The organism is Pseudogulbenkiania sp. FW507-F1 (genome assembly GCF_058781125.1).
The window spans coordinates 81,596-96,513 of the sequence record NZ_JBYSWM010000006.1; the positions used below are offsets into that span (position 1 = coordinate 81,596).

The window sequence follows — 14,918 nt, forward strand, 5'->3', positions numbered from 1 at the left end:
CGCCGCGTGCTGGTGCTGGCCACCCCCGGCCACCTGGGCCCACTGCAGGGCCGCGCTGCTCAAGAGCAGCAGCGCAGTGTTCAGCCACACCGTCGGCAGAGTCGGCAGCCGCTGCCAATCCGCGTAGCCCATGCGCACGATGTAGGCGTGCAGAAACTGGGCGAACAGCACCGTTACCACGCCCATGAACACCCACAATGCCGGCTTGCCCGCGCTCGGCATGCCGTCCCGTGCCCCGCCCGCATCGTGGCGGGCGCTCTGCGCTAGGCTCATGTCTTTTTCCTCCCGCGCCTGGGCGCCGCCGCTTTGACCTCTGTCTGGTCGTGGTCATCGCCGCCGCCCGCCACCGCGCTGTTCTGCGGCACGAAATCCTGCGCCATGCCCGGCACGCTGTAATCATAGGCCCAGCGGTGCACCTCCGGCTGCTCCGCGCCCCAGTTGCCATGCCCCGGCGGCGTCTCCGGGGTCTGCCATTCCAGCGTGGTGGCGCGCCACGGGTTGCTCCCCGCCGGCCGCCCGCGGAACGTGCTGTGGACCAGGTTATAGAGGAACACCAGTTGGGTGACGCCCACGATCAGCGCCGCCACCGTGATGAAGGCGTTGAGTTGCTGGGCCGAAGCCGGAATGAAGGCGTAGTTGTCGTAGGCGTAATAGCGGCGCGGCATGCCCAGGATGCCCAGGTAGTGCATCGGGAAGTAGATGGCGTAGGTGCCGAGGAAGGTCACCCAGAAGTGGAGCTTGCCCAGGGTCTCGTTCATCAGCCGCCCGGTCACCTTGGGAAACCAGTGGTAGAGGCCGCCGAAGATCACCAGGATCGGCGACACCCCCATCACCATGTGAAAGTGGGCGACCACGAAATAGGTGTTCGAGAGCGGGATGTCGACGCTGACGTTACCGAGGAACAGCCCGGTCAGGCCGCCGATCAGGAAGGTGCTGATGAAGCCGATGGCGAACAGCATCGGCACCGAGAGGTGGATATCGCTGTGCCACAGCGTCAGCACCCAGTTGTAGACCTTGATCGCGGTGGGCACCGCGATGATCAGCGTGGTGGTGGCAAAGAAGAAGCCGAAGTAGGGGTTCATGCCGCTGACGAACATATGGTGCGCCCATACCACGAAGCTCAGCGCCCCGATCATCACGATCGCCCACACCATCATGCGGTAGCCGAAGATCTTCTTGCGGGAATGGGTGCTGATCAGGTCCGAGACGATGCCGAAGGCGGGCAGGGCCACGATGTACACCTCGGGGTGGCCGAAGAACCAGAACAGGTGCTGGAACAGGATCGGGCTGCCGCCCTTGTAGCTCAGCGCCTGCCCCATCGACACGATGGCCGGCATGAAGAAGCTGGTGCCGAGCACCTTGTCGAACAGCAGCATCACGCCGCTGACGAACAGCGACGGAAACGCCAGCAAGGCCATGATGGTGGCGACGAAAATGCCCCACACCGTCAGCGGCATGCGCATCAGCGTCATGCCCCGGGTGCGCGCCTGCAGCACCGTGATCACGTAGTTCAGCCCGCCCATGGTGGCGGCCACGATGAAGATCAACAGCGAGACCAGCATCAGGATGATGCCCCAGTCCGAACCCGGCGTGCCGGGCAGGATCGATTGCGGCGGGTACAGCGTCCAGCCCGCGCCGGTGGGGCCGCCGGGCACGAAAAAGCTCGCCATCAGCACCAGCACCGCCAGCAGGTAGACCCAGTAGCTCAGCATGTTGAGCAGCGGAAACACCATGTCGCGCGCGCCCACCATCAGCGGAATCAGGTAATTGCCGAAGCCGCCGAGAAACAGCGCGGTAAGCAGGTAGACCACCATGATCATGCCGTGCAGGGTGACGTACTGGTAGTAGTGGTTGGCGTCGATGAAGGCGAAACGGCCCGGAAAGCCCAGTTGCAGCCGCATCAGGTTGGACAGCACCAGGGCCACCATCCCGACGGCGATCGCGGTGAGCGTGTACTGCACCGCGATCACCTTGTGATCCTGGCTCCACACGTAGCGGGTCCAGAAACTGTGCGGTTCGTGATGCTGCTCGGCTGAGGAATACGCCATCACACCCTCCTGCTGTCAATCTTCGGTCCGGGCCCGCTCAGGGCGTCCCGGCTTGCGCCACGGTCTTGTCCGACAGGGTCTTCATGTAGGCGATCAGCGCGGCGAGCTCCGGGTCGCTCAGGCTGAACGGGGGCATGATCGCCGGATAACCGTGCACGATCTTGGCGTTCGGTGTGCGGATCGACTCGGCGATATAGGCAGGGTCGACCTGCACGGTACTGCCGTCGGCCAGGGTCTCGGTCTTGCCGTACAGGCCTTTCCAGCTCGGGCCGACGCGGGCGCTGCCGTCGGCGCTGTGGCAGGCCACGCAACCCCGGCTTTGCGCCAGCAGCTTGCCCTGCGCCGGCAGGGCGGCACCGGTCGCCGCCGCGACCGGCGTGCGCGGGGCGCCATGGGCAAAGGTCGACTGCCGGCCAAGCCAGGCCTGAAAAGCCGCGGGCTCTTCCACCACCACGTAACCACGCATGTTGAAATGGCCCACGCCGCACAGCTGCGCGCAGAGAATCTCGAAGCGGCCGGTCCGGGTCGGGGTAAACCAGAAATGGGTCACCATGCCGGGGACCAGGTTCATGCGCGCGCGGAAGGGCGGCACGTAGAAGTCGTGCAAGACGTCCTGGGAGCGCAGCAGAACCTTGATCGGCTTGCCGACGGGCAGGTGGACCTCCGAGTTGAGGATCAGGACGTCATCCTGGCCGCGAGGGTCGTTGGGGGCCAGTCCGAGCGGATTCTCCGCGCTCACAAAGCGGCTATCCGTGACCCCCAGCCGGCCATCCCGGCCGGGGAAGCGGAAGCGCCACTGCCACTGCTGGCCCACCGCCTCGAACACCAGGGAATCTGCGGGGGGATCGATATAGGCGGCGTAGACGAACAGGCCAGGGGCCAGCATGGCGATGATGCCTACTGCGGTCAGGCCGGTCAGCCAGCCTTCCAGCTTCTTGTTTTCCGGATCGTGGGCGGCGCGGTGGCCGTCGCGCTGGCGGAAGCGGATCAGGCAATAGGCGATGAACAGATTGATGGCGATGAAAAACGCCCCGGTGATGGCGAGGGTGATCATCAGCGTGGTGTCGATCTGTCCCCAGTTGGAGGCCAGCGGCGTGAGCCACCACGGACTCAGGAAGTGAAACAGGACGGCAGCGGCGACCAGCGCCATCAAGACGATTGCGAGTGCCATAGGGTATCGGTCCTGCGTAGTTCTCCTCGCGGAACACCCCGGTCCGGCATGAGGGACGACAGTCACGGGCCGCAGGCTCCAGCGGCGCAGGGCGGGTGAGTGGCCGGCCGGCTTCATCGCGCCAGGCAAGCGTGCCGGATCGACGACATCTCCCGGCCTGGCACAGCAGTCGATGCAGCGGACCCCGCGGCGCCTGACCGTTGCCCCGTGTTCGACAGGGCCTGACCAGGCGTGCTCGGGTCCGCCATTCCAGTGGTTTCAACTTAGCACATTGTGGGCAAAGGGCACGGTGGCGATCGGTGAGCCGAGCGTGGCGCGGTGGGGCGGCCACGGCGATGCGGGATTGAGAGTGGGCGGGTTTGGGTCTATAAAATGACTTCAAGGTAGTGATTTTCAATCGCAATCCGGGAGGTGGCGCCATGCGCAAACGGATTTATTACCTTATTCCCGACTTGGCCAATGCCCAGCGCCTGATGAACGACTTGCTGCTGGCGCGCATCGAGGAAAAGCACATCCATTTTCTCGCCAAGGAAGGCGTCGATCTGTCCAGTCTCCACCGTGCCAACCTGTTCCAGGAATCGGACATCGTTCACAGCGCGGAGATGGGCTTGATCATCGGTGGGGCCACCGGCTTGATTTCGGGACTGGTGGCCGCCTTGTTCATCCTGGCCGACACCGGCCTGCCGTGGGGCGGCGTGGTGCTGGTGACCTTCCTGATCGGCGCCGTGTTCGGGCCTTGGGCGGCGAGCATGATCGGCTGTTCGGTGCCCAACAGCCGGCTCAAGCCGTTCCGCGAGGCCATCGACCGTGGCCAGATTCTGCTGATGGTGGATGTGCGGGTGGCCGAGGTCGAGGATATCGAGAACCTGCTGCGGAAAATTCATCCGGAAGCCCATCTGGAAGGTGTCGAACCGACGATTCCGGCCTTCCCCTGAGCCTCGTTTTGCCGCAGCCAGCGTCAGGCGGCCGGCGGGAGGCGTGTCGTCAAAACAAACGGCGGGAGCGCGAGGCCCCGCCGTTGTCACGTCATTCTGGCCGCCCGCTTGGGAGATCGTACCCGCGGCTAGCGTATCACCACTTGTAGATCACCGTGGCCGTCACGTTGCGTTTTTCGCCGTCGCAGCAGGCGCAGCGTCTGGGCAGGGCGTGATGTCCGCGCAGCGATGAGCCTGTCTCGCCGTGGCGGTGCTGCGGTGGTGGTCAAGGTTGGCCGAAGCCCTGGTCACGGCGCGGCATCGATCTGCGCCAGCGCGTGGCCGATCGACCCCGCGTCGTCCGGCCTGACCAGCCGCGCCACTTCCTGGCCGTCGCGCAGGAAGACCAGCGTCGGCCACAACTTCACCCCGAACGAGCGCCCCAGCCGCCGCCCCCTGCCATCCTCGATCTTGATGTGGCACACGCCCGGATGGGGGGAGAGCGCGGCGGCGATCAATGCTTGCGCGGCCTGGCAGTGGCCGCACCACGGCGCGCCGAATTCGAGCAGGACCGGGCCGGTCATCGCGTCGATCTCGGCGCGTGACGGTTCGCTGTCGGCATAGCGGGTGTTCATGACCATGTTCTTTCCTTAGAACCTGTTTTACGATCTGCTGCGCGTCGGCATACGGCGTTAAAACCGTCTTCGGCATGCTCATTTACCGCTTGTAAACTCGGCGTCCTCAGCCTTTTTCGCCTTGTCTCGCTCTAGCTCGCGAGAACGTAAACAGGCTCTTACGACAGACCCTGCTAGGAGCGGCGGGCGATGCCGTGCGCCTCCACCTCCACCAGCAGGTCGCTGCGGCAGACGTCGGCCTGCACAAACACGGCCCGGATATCCCGGCCGATCAGTTGCTCCAGCGTGGCGCGCACCTTGGGGTAGTCGGCAGCGTGGCGGATATAAACTCGGTAGTCCAGCCCGGCCAGTGTGTAGCCAGCGGCCGGCGCCAGCTGCCTGGCCTGCTCGACCAGCACGGCGATATTGGCCACGGTTTCCCGGGTCTGCGCCACCACATCGTCGATGTGCACGGTGCCATGACCGACGATGCTGGCAGTGCCGGAAATGAACAGGATATCGTGCCGGCCGCTGTTGGCGATGGCGGCACGGGTAAAGGTGGGACTGCGTGGCCCGTATTGCCGTGGATACTCGAAAGCGCTGATCTGGCGCGGATTCTCGATGCCGCGCGCGGCCTGGCGCGCCGCCAGGAAGGCAATGCTCAGCGGGCCCTCGGCCACGCCCAGCGCGCAGGCGGCAGGGCTGCTGTTCACCGGCCGCGCGAAGTCGGCAAATGCCTGGTGACGGCCGATGTTGAACTGCCGGTAGCGTTCCAGTCCGTGTTCCATCTCATTGATGCGCGGCACGTAGTTCCACACCCGCCACAGGTGCGGGAAGCCTTCGGCCTCCAGCAGCGAGAACAGCTGGCGGTAGGCTTTTTCCGCGGCCAACTGCAAGGCGGTGCCGGTGTCGCTGCCATGGCCCTCTTCCAGTTCGATCACGCCGTAGAGCAGGTCCTCGTTGGCGCTGAAGCGGGTGTCCTGGAGGCGGCCGCGGCGACAGGGTGTCGCACTGTGCCAGTATTCGTGCAGTTGTTGCATGCCGCCCAGCAGAGGCATGCGTACCCGCTGTACCGGCCAGGGCAGGGTTGGCGCTGGATGATGCAGGCTGCTCATACCCAGGATACCGGCGTCCGCGGGGAGCGGCTGCCCGCCGCAGGCGGAAGGATCACACTGGAAAAACTGTAAGCTGGTGTCTGGACTCATGATGCGGATGTTTCGGCTGCAACGGCGAAATGGTGAATGGGGTAGGGTGGGCGGCTCAACGCGGCGGCGGCAGGCTGCCGCCTCGGGCATGGGCCTTCAGGCCGCTCAGCCAGGCCGTGCCCAGCCCCAGCAACGTGCCGGCCAGCACGTCGAGCGCCACATGCTGCTTGACCGCCATGGTGGAATAGGCGATGGCCACGCACCAAACGATATTGAGCCATTCGAGGCCGCGGCCCAGCCGCAGCAGCCGGATGCGCCAGTGCAGCCAGAGGGCGGAAAAGACGGCGGTGGCCACGTGCAGCGAAGGAAAGGCATTGCCCGCGGTGTCGACATTTTTCAGAAAGGCGACGCCGGGATACTGCTTCCAGTCGATATCGGCCGGCGCGATGGCGTTGGGCCAGAAATAGAATACCGTCAGCCCCAAGAGGCAGGGCAGGGCAACCCGAAAACCGTACTCGACAATTTCACGCCGGCTCAGCATCAACACCGCCGGCAGGGAAACATAGGCCCACAGCGACAGGTAAATCGGCAATGCCCATGGCTGGAAGCCGAGCAACTGGTCCAGCGGCGTGGCGGGAATGATGGTGACCGCGGAGGCCGGGTGCCGCAACAGGTACACATAGCCGACAAAAAATACCGAGGTGAAGCCCATGGTGCCGAACATCTTGAACCAGAAGTGGGCCAGAATGGTGGCCATGATCCCGGTCTGGCCAGGGGGCTTGCTGATCACTCCCTTGTTCAAAACGGCTCCTTGGAAAATGGTGTCCGGGCGGGGGCGGTGGTATGCCGATGGGAATATTTGTTATACTCCGCGATTGGATTTTCCGCGTGCGCGCGCAGACTTTAGCTGGTGTCGAAAAGACATGTTGAAGGGTTATACCCATGACATGTTTCAATCGGCAGGGCGATGATACCGAAACTGCGTGACGTTGGCGATTGTCAGCATTTCCTTTAAACAAGACCCTATTTATTTCAAATTATGGAACAAGCTACTGCACCGGATCTGGCTCTGGAACGTGAAATCGCCGGGCATATCGTTACCGCGCTAAACTTTGATATCGCACCCGAAGACATCGTTCCTGAGGCGCCGCTGTACGGTGACGCGCTGGGGATCGACTCCATCGACATCCTGGAAATCGCACTGGTGATGTCCAAGCAGTACGGTGTGCAGATGAAAGCTGACAGCGAAGACAACTCCACCATTTTTGCCTCCCTGCGCGCGCTGGCGTCCTATATCCGCGAGCACCGCAGCAAATGACCGGGCTATGGCGCACCGTGCGCCTGGTGTTGCTGGCCCTGGTGGCCGGGGCCTACCTGGTATTTGATTACCTGGCCTCGTCCTCCAGCCAGCCGCCGCTGTACGCAGTGCTGATCGGTGCCACCCCGCTGACTCTCGGGGTGATTGTCGCCTGCTGGAATTCGGCCTTTCGCCTGCCTGCCATGCTGCTGTGCACGGGCGTGCTGCTGGCCGTTGCCCTGAATCTCGATCGCCTGTTGTCGCACGCCGCCTGGCTCTACTTCTTTCAGCACGCCGGCATCATGACCAGCCTCGGCATCATGTTCGGCAGCACCCTGGGCAGCCACGAGGGCGCCCTGTGCTCGCGCATTGCCCGCTTTGCCAGCGCCGAGCCGCTGGATGCGCGCTACCTGCGCTACACCTGGAAAGTCACCCTGGCCTGGACTCTGTACTTTGCGGCCAGTGCCGGCATCTCGCTGCTGCTGTTCGCGTTTGCCGAGCTCGCCACCTGGGCGCTGTTCGCCTCGCTGTTCACCCCGCTGTCGCTAGGGCTGATGTTCGGCGGCGAATACCTGGTCCGCCTGCGCGCGCTGCCGGGGCAGCCACACTTCAGCATCGCCCAGACCATCCAGTCCTATCGCAAATACACACAATGCCGGGACGCCGCTGAATAGTCCCGAACTGCCGACCTTGATCCTTTCCGTTCCATGAGCCTGATTCCGCTGCTTCCCGATGCCGACCGCCATGCCGCTTTTACCTTTCGCCAGGGCAAGGCGATTGACCGGGAGATTTTCCACGCCCACGTGATGGCGCTGGCTGCCGCGCTGCCGGAAGGGCAGCGGGTGACCAACCTGTGTTCCGACCGCTACTGGTTCGCCGTGGCGCTGTTTGCCGCCATCGCCCGCGGCATGCTCACCGTGCTGCCCAATTCGGCCGCGCCCGAGCATATCGCCATGGTGGCGGCCGAGCAGCCGGGCCTCCTGGTGCTGGGCGACCAGGCCGCCTGCCCGGTGGAGGGCCTGCCGTATTTCCGGGTGGATGTCCTGCCGCAACCGGCGCCGCCTGCCGCGACCGAGATGCCGCTGGTTCCCTTCGACCAGCGTATCGCCTGCATGTACACCTCCGGCTCCACCGGCACGCCGATGCCGCACTACAAGACTTTCGGCCGCCTGCGGCTGGCCGTTCTGGCCGGGGCGGAGCGGGTGTGGGCAGCGGCCGGTGCGCCGTGCTCGGTGGTGGGCACGGTGCCCATCCGCCACATGTACGGGCTGGAATCCAGCGTGCTGCTGCCCATTCTCGGCGGCGGGCGCATGTCGCCGCAAATCCCCTTCTTCCCGGCCGATATCGCGGCCAGCCTGGCGGAAATGCCGGCTCCGCGCCTTTTGGTGATCACCCCTTTCCACCTGCGCAAGCTGCTGGAGGCGGACATCGCCCTGCCGGAAATCGCCGTCATCCTGTCGGCCACCGCGCCGCTCTCGGCCGAGTTGGCCGCACAGGCCCGGCAACAGCTGGGCTGCCCGGTGCTGGAAATCTACGGCTCCACCGAAACCGGCCAGGTCGCCACCCGCGAGACCGAGCGGGAAAGCCACTGGCAGACCCTGCAGGGCATCACGCTGGAACAGCGTGACGACGAGTTCTGGGCGGTGGGCGAGGTGTATGAAACGCCGCAGATGCTCAACGACACGCTCGAGCTGTTCAGCCCGCAGCGGTTCCGCCTGGTGGACCGCAAGGCCAACATGATCAACGTCGCCGGCAAGCGCAGTTCGCTGTCCTTCCTCAATGCCACACTCACCGGCCTGCCCGGTGTGGTAGACGGTGTATTCTGCGTACCCGAGCGCGGCGGCAACGGCGAAGTGGAACGCCTGGCCGTCTTCGTGGTCGCACCGGGACTGGACCGCGCGCGCATTCTGGCCGGCCTGCGCCAGCACATCGATTCGGTCTTCCTGCCGCGCCACGTGGTATTCGTCGAAACCCTGCCGCGCGACGGCAACGGCAAGATTCTGGCCCGCACCCTGCAGGACCTGATCGTGCAACATCTTCCTAAGCGGGACTAAGCATGCAGCACGCCACTCTCCCTATCGCCAGCGATCATCCGGCCTACGCCGGGCATTTTCCCGGCCGTCCGGTGCTGCCGGGAGTGGTGCTGCTCGACCACGCCATGCTGGCCATCGAGGACGCCTGCCAACTGCAACTAAGCGGTTTGCTGCTGGCCAAGTTCCATAGCCCGGTCAGCCCGGGGCAGGCGTTGCGGCTGGAATTCCGCCAGGACGCTGCGGCTGTGGCGTTCACTCTCTTCCATGAACAGCGCAAGGTGGCTGACGGCAAGTTCGCCATCGCCCAGGAGCAGGCCGGGTGAGCGAGCCGACTGCCTCGGGACCGCAGCCGGTCGCGCCGGCCTGGATGCAGCAGCGCGAACGCGGCAACCGCTTCTGGCTGCGCGTCATGTCCACGCTGTCCTGCCTGCTGGGCCGGCGTTGCTCGCGGCTGGTGCTGTACGGCATCGCCGCCTATTTCCTGTTGTTTGGCGGCAGGGCGCGTGCGGCTTCCCGCGCCTACCTGACGCGCAGCCTGGGGCGGCCGCCATGCTGGCACGAGCAGTACCGGCATGTGCTGAGCTTCGCCAGCACCATCCACGACCGGGTCTATCTGCTGCGCGACTGTTTCGACGACTTCCACATCGACTTGTCCGGCACCGAGACGCTGCACCGCCACTACGACAGCGGCCAGGGGTTGTTGCTGTTCGGTGCCCACCTGGGCAGCTTCGAGGTCTTGCGGGCGATGGCGCGCAGCCACCCGGAACTGCAGATGAGCATGGCGATGTATCCGGAGAATGCCCGCCAGATCAACCAGGCCCTGCAGGCCATCAACCCGCAGGCGCAGCAGGACATCATCGCGCTGGGGACGCTGGACGCCATGCTGGCCGTGCACCGCCGGCTCGAGGAGGGCGCGCTGGTGGGCATTCTGGCCGACCGCGCCTCCGGGCCGGACCAGTATCTGAGCCGCCCCCTGTTGAGCGCGCCGGCGCGCTTTCCCAGCGGCCCTTTCCGTATGGCGGTCATGCTCAAGCACCCGGTGTACTTCATGGCCGGCATCTATCTGGGCGGCAACCGCTACCGCGTGCATTTCGAGCTGCTGGAGGATTTTTCCGGTACGGGGCGCCAGGGCAGGGAACAAGCGATGGCCGCGCTACTCGACAACTATGTGGCGGCGCTGGAACGTCATTGCCGTGCCTACCCATTCAACTGGTTCAATTTTTACGATTTTTGGGATGAAAGCTAAACCGATCATGCGTGCACCTATCATGAGCAAGACGTTGGCCGGTCTGGCCGTGCTGCTGGCGGCCGGCCTTTGCCAGGCGGCGGAATTGAGCGTGGCGGATTTGATGCAGATGCTGGGGCAGAAAAAATCCGGCACGGCCACCTTTGTCGAGAAGAAATACATCGCCATGCTCAAGCAGCCGCTGGAATCGTCCGGCGAGCTGGCCTTCACCGCGCCCGACCGTTTGGAAAAACGCACGCTCAAGCCGAAGGCGGAATCGGTGGTGCTGGAAGGCAACAAGCTGACGCTGGAGCGCAGTGACGGCCGCAAGATGACGGTGGCCTTGTCCGACCGCCCCGAGGTGGCTGCCTTTGTCGAAAGCATCCGCGCCACCCTGTCCGGCGACCGCGGCGGGTTGGAACGCTTCTATACCCTCGCCCTGAGCGGTGACGCCGAACAGTGGAAGCTCAATCTCACGCCGATCCAGCCGCGCATGCAGAAGGTGATCAGCCAGATCCGCATCGCCGGCAAGCAGGCCCAGGTAAAAACCATCGAATTCCAGCAGGCCGACGGTGACCGTTCGGAAATGGCCATTACCAGCACCAGCGCCAAATGAAGCCACGCCACCACAAACTGGCGCTGTTCGTCTGGCTGGCGCTGATGCTGGCCTCGGTGCTGGTGATCGTTCAAACCCGCTTTGTCGCCGACCTGTCGGCCTTCATGCCCAAGGTGCCCAGTGCACGCCAGCAGATGCTGATCGACCAGCTGCGTGACGGCGCCATCGCCCGTATCGTGCTGGTGGGGATCGAAGGTGGCGACGCGGCAGAGCGCGGCCGGCTGTCGCGCCTCATGGTAAGTGAGCTGGCGCATAACCCGCGTTTCACCTCGGTGCAGAACGGCGATGGCCGGGTCCAGCAGCGCGACCAGCAGTATTTCTTCGCCAACCGTTACCTGCTGAGCCCGGCGGTCTCGTCGCAGCGCTTCAGCGCCGACGGCCTGCGCGCCGCCGTCCAGGACACGCTGGACGCCATGGCCGGCGACGCCGGCCTGGTGGTGAAGAAGATTCTGCCGCGTGACCCCAGCGGCGAAACCCTGCAAATCCTCGACCAGTTTATCGGCGAGAGCCAGCCCAATAGCAGCGACGACATCTGGGTGTCGCGCGACGGTAAGCGTGCCGTGCTGCTGCTGCAACTGGCCGAGTCCGGGCTGGATACCGATGCCCAGGCGGCGGCGCTGGCGGACGTGCGGCAAACCTTCGACCGCCTGCCGGCACGCCATGCCGATACCCGGCTGGTGATGAGCGGCACCAGCGTGCTGTCGGTGGCCTCGCGCGATACCATCAAGAGCGAGGTGGAGCGGCTGGCCACGCTGGGCACCGTGCTGGTGGTGGCGCTGCTGCTGCTGGTGTACCGCTCGCTGCCGCTGCTGCTCTTGGGGCTGATTCCGGTGTTGTCCGGCGCCCTGGTGGGTATTGCCAGTGTCAGCCTGGGCTTCGGCCACGTGCACGGCCTGACGCTGGGCTTCGGCACCACGCTGATCGGCGAGGCGGTCGATTATTCCATCTACCTGTTCATCCAGCGTGCCGGTGGCAACGAGCCCAGCCATTTCTGGCGCACCATCCGGCTCGGGGTGCTGACCTCGATCACCGGCTTTGCCGCGTTGATGTGCTCCAGCTTCCCCGGCCTGTCCCAGCTCGGTCTGTACTCCATCAGCGGCCTGATCACGGCGGCGCTGGTGACCCGCTACATCCTGCCGGGCCTGATGCCGGCCCGCCTCAACCTGCGCGATTTGAGCGGTCCCGGCCTGCTGCTGCAAAACAGCCTGGATTTCCTGATCCGCATGCGTTGGGTGATGGCGGCGGCCCTGCTGGCGGCGGTGGCGGTACTGGCGTTCAATCCGCAGGACATCTGGAACCGCCAGTTGAATGCGCTCAGTTCCATTTCCAAAGAGCAGAACAAGCTGGACGCCGAACTGCGTGGCGATCTGGGCGGCAACGACATGCGCTACGTCGCCAGTTTCAGCGCACCGGACCAGGAAAGCGCGCTGCGGTTGGCCGAACGCACCCGCCCCGTGCTGCGCGAGCTGGCCCGTCAGCGCGTCATCGGTGGCTTCCACACCCCGGACGAGCTGCTGCCCAGCCTGGCCAACCAGCGAGCGCGCCAGGCGGCGCTGCCGGTGGCTGTCGAGGCCAGGCAGCGCCTTGACCAGGCGCTGCAGGGCATGCCGCTGCAAGCCGATCAGCTCCGGGGTTTCCTGGCGGACGTGGAGCGCAGTCGCAGCCAGCCGCTGTTGAGCCGGCAAAGCCTGCAGGGCAGTGCGGCCAGCGTGTTGTTGGATTCGATGCTGATCAAGCGCCCCAACGGCTACCTGGTGCTGATGCCGTTGCGGCCGACCGGCGAGGGGGTGAAGGGCGACCAGATCGCTCTGGACAAGGTGAGGGCGGCGCTGGAGCGGCATCAGCTGGGACAGGTGACAGTGATCGACCTGCTGGAGGAAACCACCGCCATCTTCGACAGCTACACCCACGAGGCACTGGTGTTCTCCTCGCTGGGTAGCCTGGCCATCCTGCTGCTGCTGGGCCTGACCTGCGGCTGGGTGCAGGCGGTGCGGGTGACGATTCCGCTGAGCTGCGCCGTGCTGTGCACGGTGGCCATTTTCGACGCCAGCGGCATCCAGCTGACCATCCTGCATCTGGTGGGGTTGCTGCTGGTAGTGGCCATCGGCTCCAACTACGCGCTGTTCTTCGCCAACAAGCAGCAACTTGGCAACGAGGTGGAGCAGCGCCAGGTGGAAGTCTCGCTGGTGGTGGCCAACCTGGCGACGGTGACCAGTTTCGGCCTGCTGGGGACATCCAGCGTGCCGGTGCTGTCCTTCATCGGCAGCACCGTGGCGATCGGCGCTCTGCTGGCTCTGGTGTTTTCCGCGATGATGGCGAGGATTCAGCCCCGTGCGCACCATTCTTGATCGTTGGCAGCCGGTAGAGCGGGCCGACAGCCTGTTGGTGCTGCTGCCGCCAGCCAAGGCCTGCCTGGAAGACCTGATCACCCAGGGGATGATCGCGGCAGTGCGCCAGCGCGGCCTGCCGCTGGACATCGTGCTGGCCGAGGTCGGCTACCAGCAGGTGATGGCCGGCACCGTGGCCGGGAGCCTGCATGAAGCGGTGATGGCGCCGGCGCTGGAGGCCGGCTATCGCCGTATCTGGCTGGCCGGCATCTCGCTGGGCGCCTTCAATGCGCTGCACTATGCCGCCCTGTACAGCCGGCATCTGGCGGGGATCAAGCTGCTGGCGCCGTATCCGGGCACCGCCGACATCCTGCAGGAAATCAGTGCCGCCGGCGGGCCGCAGACCTGGGCGGACAGCCCAGCCTCCTCGCGCCAGGACGAGCGCATCTGGTGGCACTGGCTGTGCCAACAGGTGGCGAGCGACGAAGATGACTGCCCGGTATGGCTGGGCATGGCGGAACAAGACCGCTTTGTTGTCGGGCAGCAGATGCTGGCCGGTCTGCTGTCGCCGCAACGGGTGCACCGTGTGGCAGGCGAGCACCACTGGCCGGTCTGGCTGCAGCTGTGGCAGCACTGGCTCGATCACGGCCCGCTGCCGGCCCAACTGTTGTCGGTAAAGGAGCAAGCATGACCTCATGGCAGGCCTCGCCGTTTCTCAAGCTGTGCGTCGCCCTGCATGGCCTGGCCGTGCCGGTCCTGCTCCTGCGGCCGTCCAGTTGGCCGTGGCTGCTGCTGGCGCTGTTCCTGCTGCATGGCGGCATCGCGCTGGCTGGGCTGTTGCCGCGCTGCTCGCTGCTGGGGGGCAACCTGACTCGGCTGCCCGCCGCCGCCGCCCGGCGCGGCGAAGTGGCCATCACCATCGATGACGGCCCGGACCCGGCGGTGACCCCGGCCGTGCTCGAGATTCTGCGCCAGTACCAGGTGCCAGCCACCTTCTTCTGCATCGGCGAGCGCGCGCTGCGCCACCCCGAACTGTGCCGCCGCGCCGTGGCCGAGGGCCACGACATCGAAAACCATGGTCAACGCCACCGCAAGCATACCTCCCTGTTCGGACCGGCCGGCTGGCGCGGCGAAGTGGGCGAGGGTCAGGCCACGCTGCAGACGATCACCGGCCGAAAGCCCCTGTTCTATCGGCCGATCGCCGGCCTGCGCAACCCTTTTCTCGACCCGCTGCTGCAGCGCTCCGGGGTGTTTCTTGCCAGCTGGACCCGGCGTGGTTATGATACGCGCGTGCGCGATCCCGACGCGGTGTACGCCCGGCTGGTTCGCAATCTTGCCGCGGGCGATATACTGCTGCTGCACGATGGCAACGCCGCGCGCACTCCTGACGGCAAGCCGGTCATCCTGGCTGTGCTGCCACGCCTGCTGGAAGAGTTGGCTGCGCGCCAGCTGAGGCCGGTCACGTTGAGGCAGGCCTGCAAATCAGCCTGATCAGGTGCCCAGCCGGCCCGCCCTTTCTTTCGCCAAC

General features: G+C 65.4%; 15 protein-coding genes and 1 pseudogene. 10 read left to right on the plus strand and 6 right to left on the minus strand.

Translation table 11 applies throughout. The features are described 5' to 3' along the window. From AC3WG5_RS05560 to AC3WG5_RS05570, 3 genes and pseudogenes are all read right to left on the minus strand, one after another. Positions 1-273: pseudogene (locus AC3WG5_RS05560) on the minus strand (cytochrome c oxidase subunit 3); the annotation flags it as partial. Beyond that, on the minus strand, positions 270-2,048 hold the full coding sequence (gene ctaD / locus AC3WG5_RS05565; RefSeq protein ID WP_492568090.1) for a cytochrome c oxidase subunit I: 1,779 nt from the start codon (positions 2,046-2,048) through the stop codon (positions 270-272). The pseudogene AC3WG5_RS05560 and the gene ctaD, both read right to left, overlap by 4 nt. Positions 2,049-2,085: 37 nt before the next feature. Then, positions 2,086-3,219, minus strand: a complete 1,134-nt coding sequence (locus AC3WG5_RS05570; protein WP_492568091.1) for a c-type cytochrome — start codon at positions 3,217-3,219, stop codon at positions 2,086-2,088. 419 nt (positions 3,220-3,638) lie between these two features. Between AC3WG5_RS05570 and AC3WG5_RS05575 the strand changes: the two genes are divergently transcribed. Further along, positions 3,639-4,154, plus strand: coding sequence for a hypothetical protein (locus AC3WG5_RS05575; RefSeq protein WP_014086485.1), 516 nt, complete (start codon positions 3,639-3,641; stop codon positions 4,152-4,154). 287 nt (positions 4,155-4,441) lie between these two features. On the opposite strand, the gene AC3WG5_RS05580 is transcribed toward AC3WG5_RS05575, so the two are convergent. The 3 genes from AC3WG5_RS05580 to AC3WG5_RS05590 form a co-directional block, all read right to left on the minus strand. After that, positions 4,442-4,768, minus strand: a complete 327-nt coding sequence (locus AC3WG5_RS05580; RefSeq protein WP_492568092.1) for a thioredoxin family protein — start codon at positions 4,766-4,768, stop codon at positions 4,442-4,444. Between the two features lie 173 nt (positions 4,769-4,941). Beyond that, positions 4,942-5,862 (minus strand): chorismate transformation FkbO/Hyg5 family protein, encoded by a 921-nt coding sequence (locus AC3WG5_RS05585; protein ID WP_492568093.1) that lies wholly within the window; start codon positions 5,860-5,862, stop codon positions 4,942-4,944. 145 nt (positions 5,863-6,007) lie between these two features. Further along, positions 6,008-6,649, minus strand: a complete 642-nt coding sequence (locus AC3WG5_RS05590; RefSeq protein WP_492568094.1) for a phosphatase PAP2 family protein — start codon at positions 6,647-6,649, stop codon at positions 6,008-6,010. 282 nt (positions 6,650-6,931) lie between these two features. On the opposite strand from AC3WG5_RS05590, the gene AC3WG5_RS05595 reads away from it, so the two are divergent. Genes AC3WG5_RS05595 through AC3WG5_RS05635 form a run of 9 tightly spaced genes read left to right on the plus strand, consistent with a single transcriptional unit; the run spans position 6,932 to position 14,881 of the window. Further along, entirely contained in the window at positions 6,932-7,210 is a 279-nt protein-coding gene (locus AC3WG5_RS05595; RefSeq protein WP_008955199.1) for a phosphopantetheine-binding protein, read from the plus strand. After that, complete coding sequence (locus tag AC3WG5_RS05600; protein ID WP_014086489.1) at positions 7,207-7,863, plus strand: COG4648 family protein; 657 nt, start codon at positions 7,207-7,209, stop codon at positions 7,861-7,863. The genes AC3WG5_RS05595 and AC3WG5_RS05600 overlap by 4 nt, the downstream gene beginning before the upstream one ends. Positions 7,864-7,896: 33 nt before the next feature. After that, positions 7,897-9,243, plus strand: a complete 1,347-nt coding sequence (locus AC3WG5_RS05605; RefSeq protein ID WP_492568095.1) for an AMP-binding protein — start codon at positions 7,897-7,899, stop codon at positions 9,241-9,243. Between the two features lie 2 nt (positions 9,244-9,245). Next, positions 9,246-9,545, plus strand: coding sequence for an ApeI family dehydratase (locus AC3WG5_RS05610; RefSeq protein ID WP_492568096.1), 300 nt, complete (start codon positions 9,246-9,248; stop codon positions 9,543-9,545). Then, on the plus strand, positions 9,542-10,468 hold the full coding sequence (locus AC3WG5_RS05615; RefSeq protein ID WP_492568097.1) for a lysophospholipid acyltransferase family protein: 927 nt from the start codon (positions 9,542-9,544) through the stop codon (positions 10,466-10,468). The genes AC3WG5_RS05610 and AC3WG5_RS05615 overlap by 4 nt, the downstream gene beginning before the upstream one ends. A 7-nt stretch (positions 10,469-10,475) precedes the next feature. Then, on the plus strand, positions 10,476-11,063 hold the full coding sequence (locus AC3WG5_RS05620) for a LolA-related protein (RefSeq protein ID WP_492568098.1): 588 nt from the start codon (positions 10,476-10,478) through the stop codon (positions 11,061-11,063). Next, a complete protein-coding gene (locus AC3WG5_RS05625; protein ID WP_492568099.1) occupies positions 11,060-13,411 on the plus strand; it encodes an MMPL family transporter in 2,352 nt (783 codons plus the stop codon). The genes AC3WG5_RS05620 and AC3WG5_RS05625 overlap by 4 nt, the downstream gene beginning before the upstream one ends. Further along, positions 13,395-14,081, plus strand: coding sequence for an alpha/beta fold hydrolase (locus AC3WG5_RS05630; RefSeq protein WP_492568100.1), 687 nt, complete (start codon positions 13,395-13,397; stop codon positions 14,079-14,081). The genes AC3WG5_RS05625 and AC3WG5_RS05630 overlap by 17 nt, the downstream gene beginning before the upstream one ends. Beyond that, complete coding sequence (locus AC3WG5_RS05635; RefSeq protein ID WP_492568101.1) at positions 14,078-14,881, plus strand: polysaccharide deacetylase family protein; 804 nt, start codon at positions 14,078-14,080, stop codon at positions 14,879-14,881. The genes AC3WG5_RS05630 and AC3WG5_RS05635 overlap by 4 nt, the downstream gene beginning before the upstream one ends. Positions 14,882-14,918: the final 37 nt, after the last annotated feature.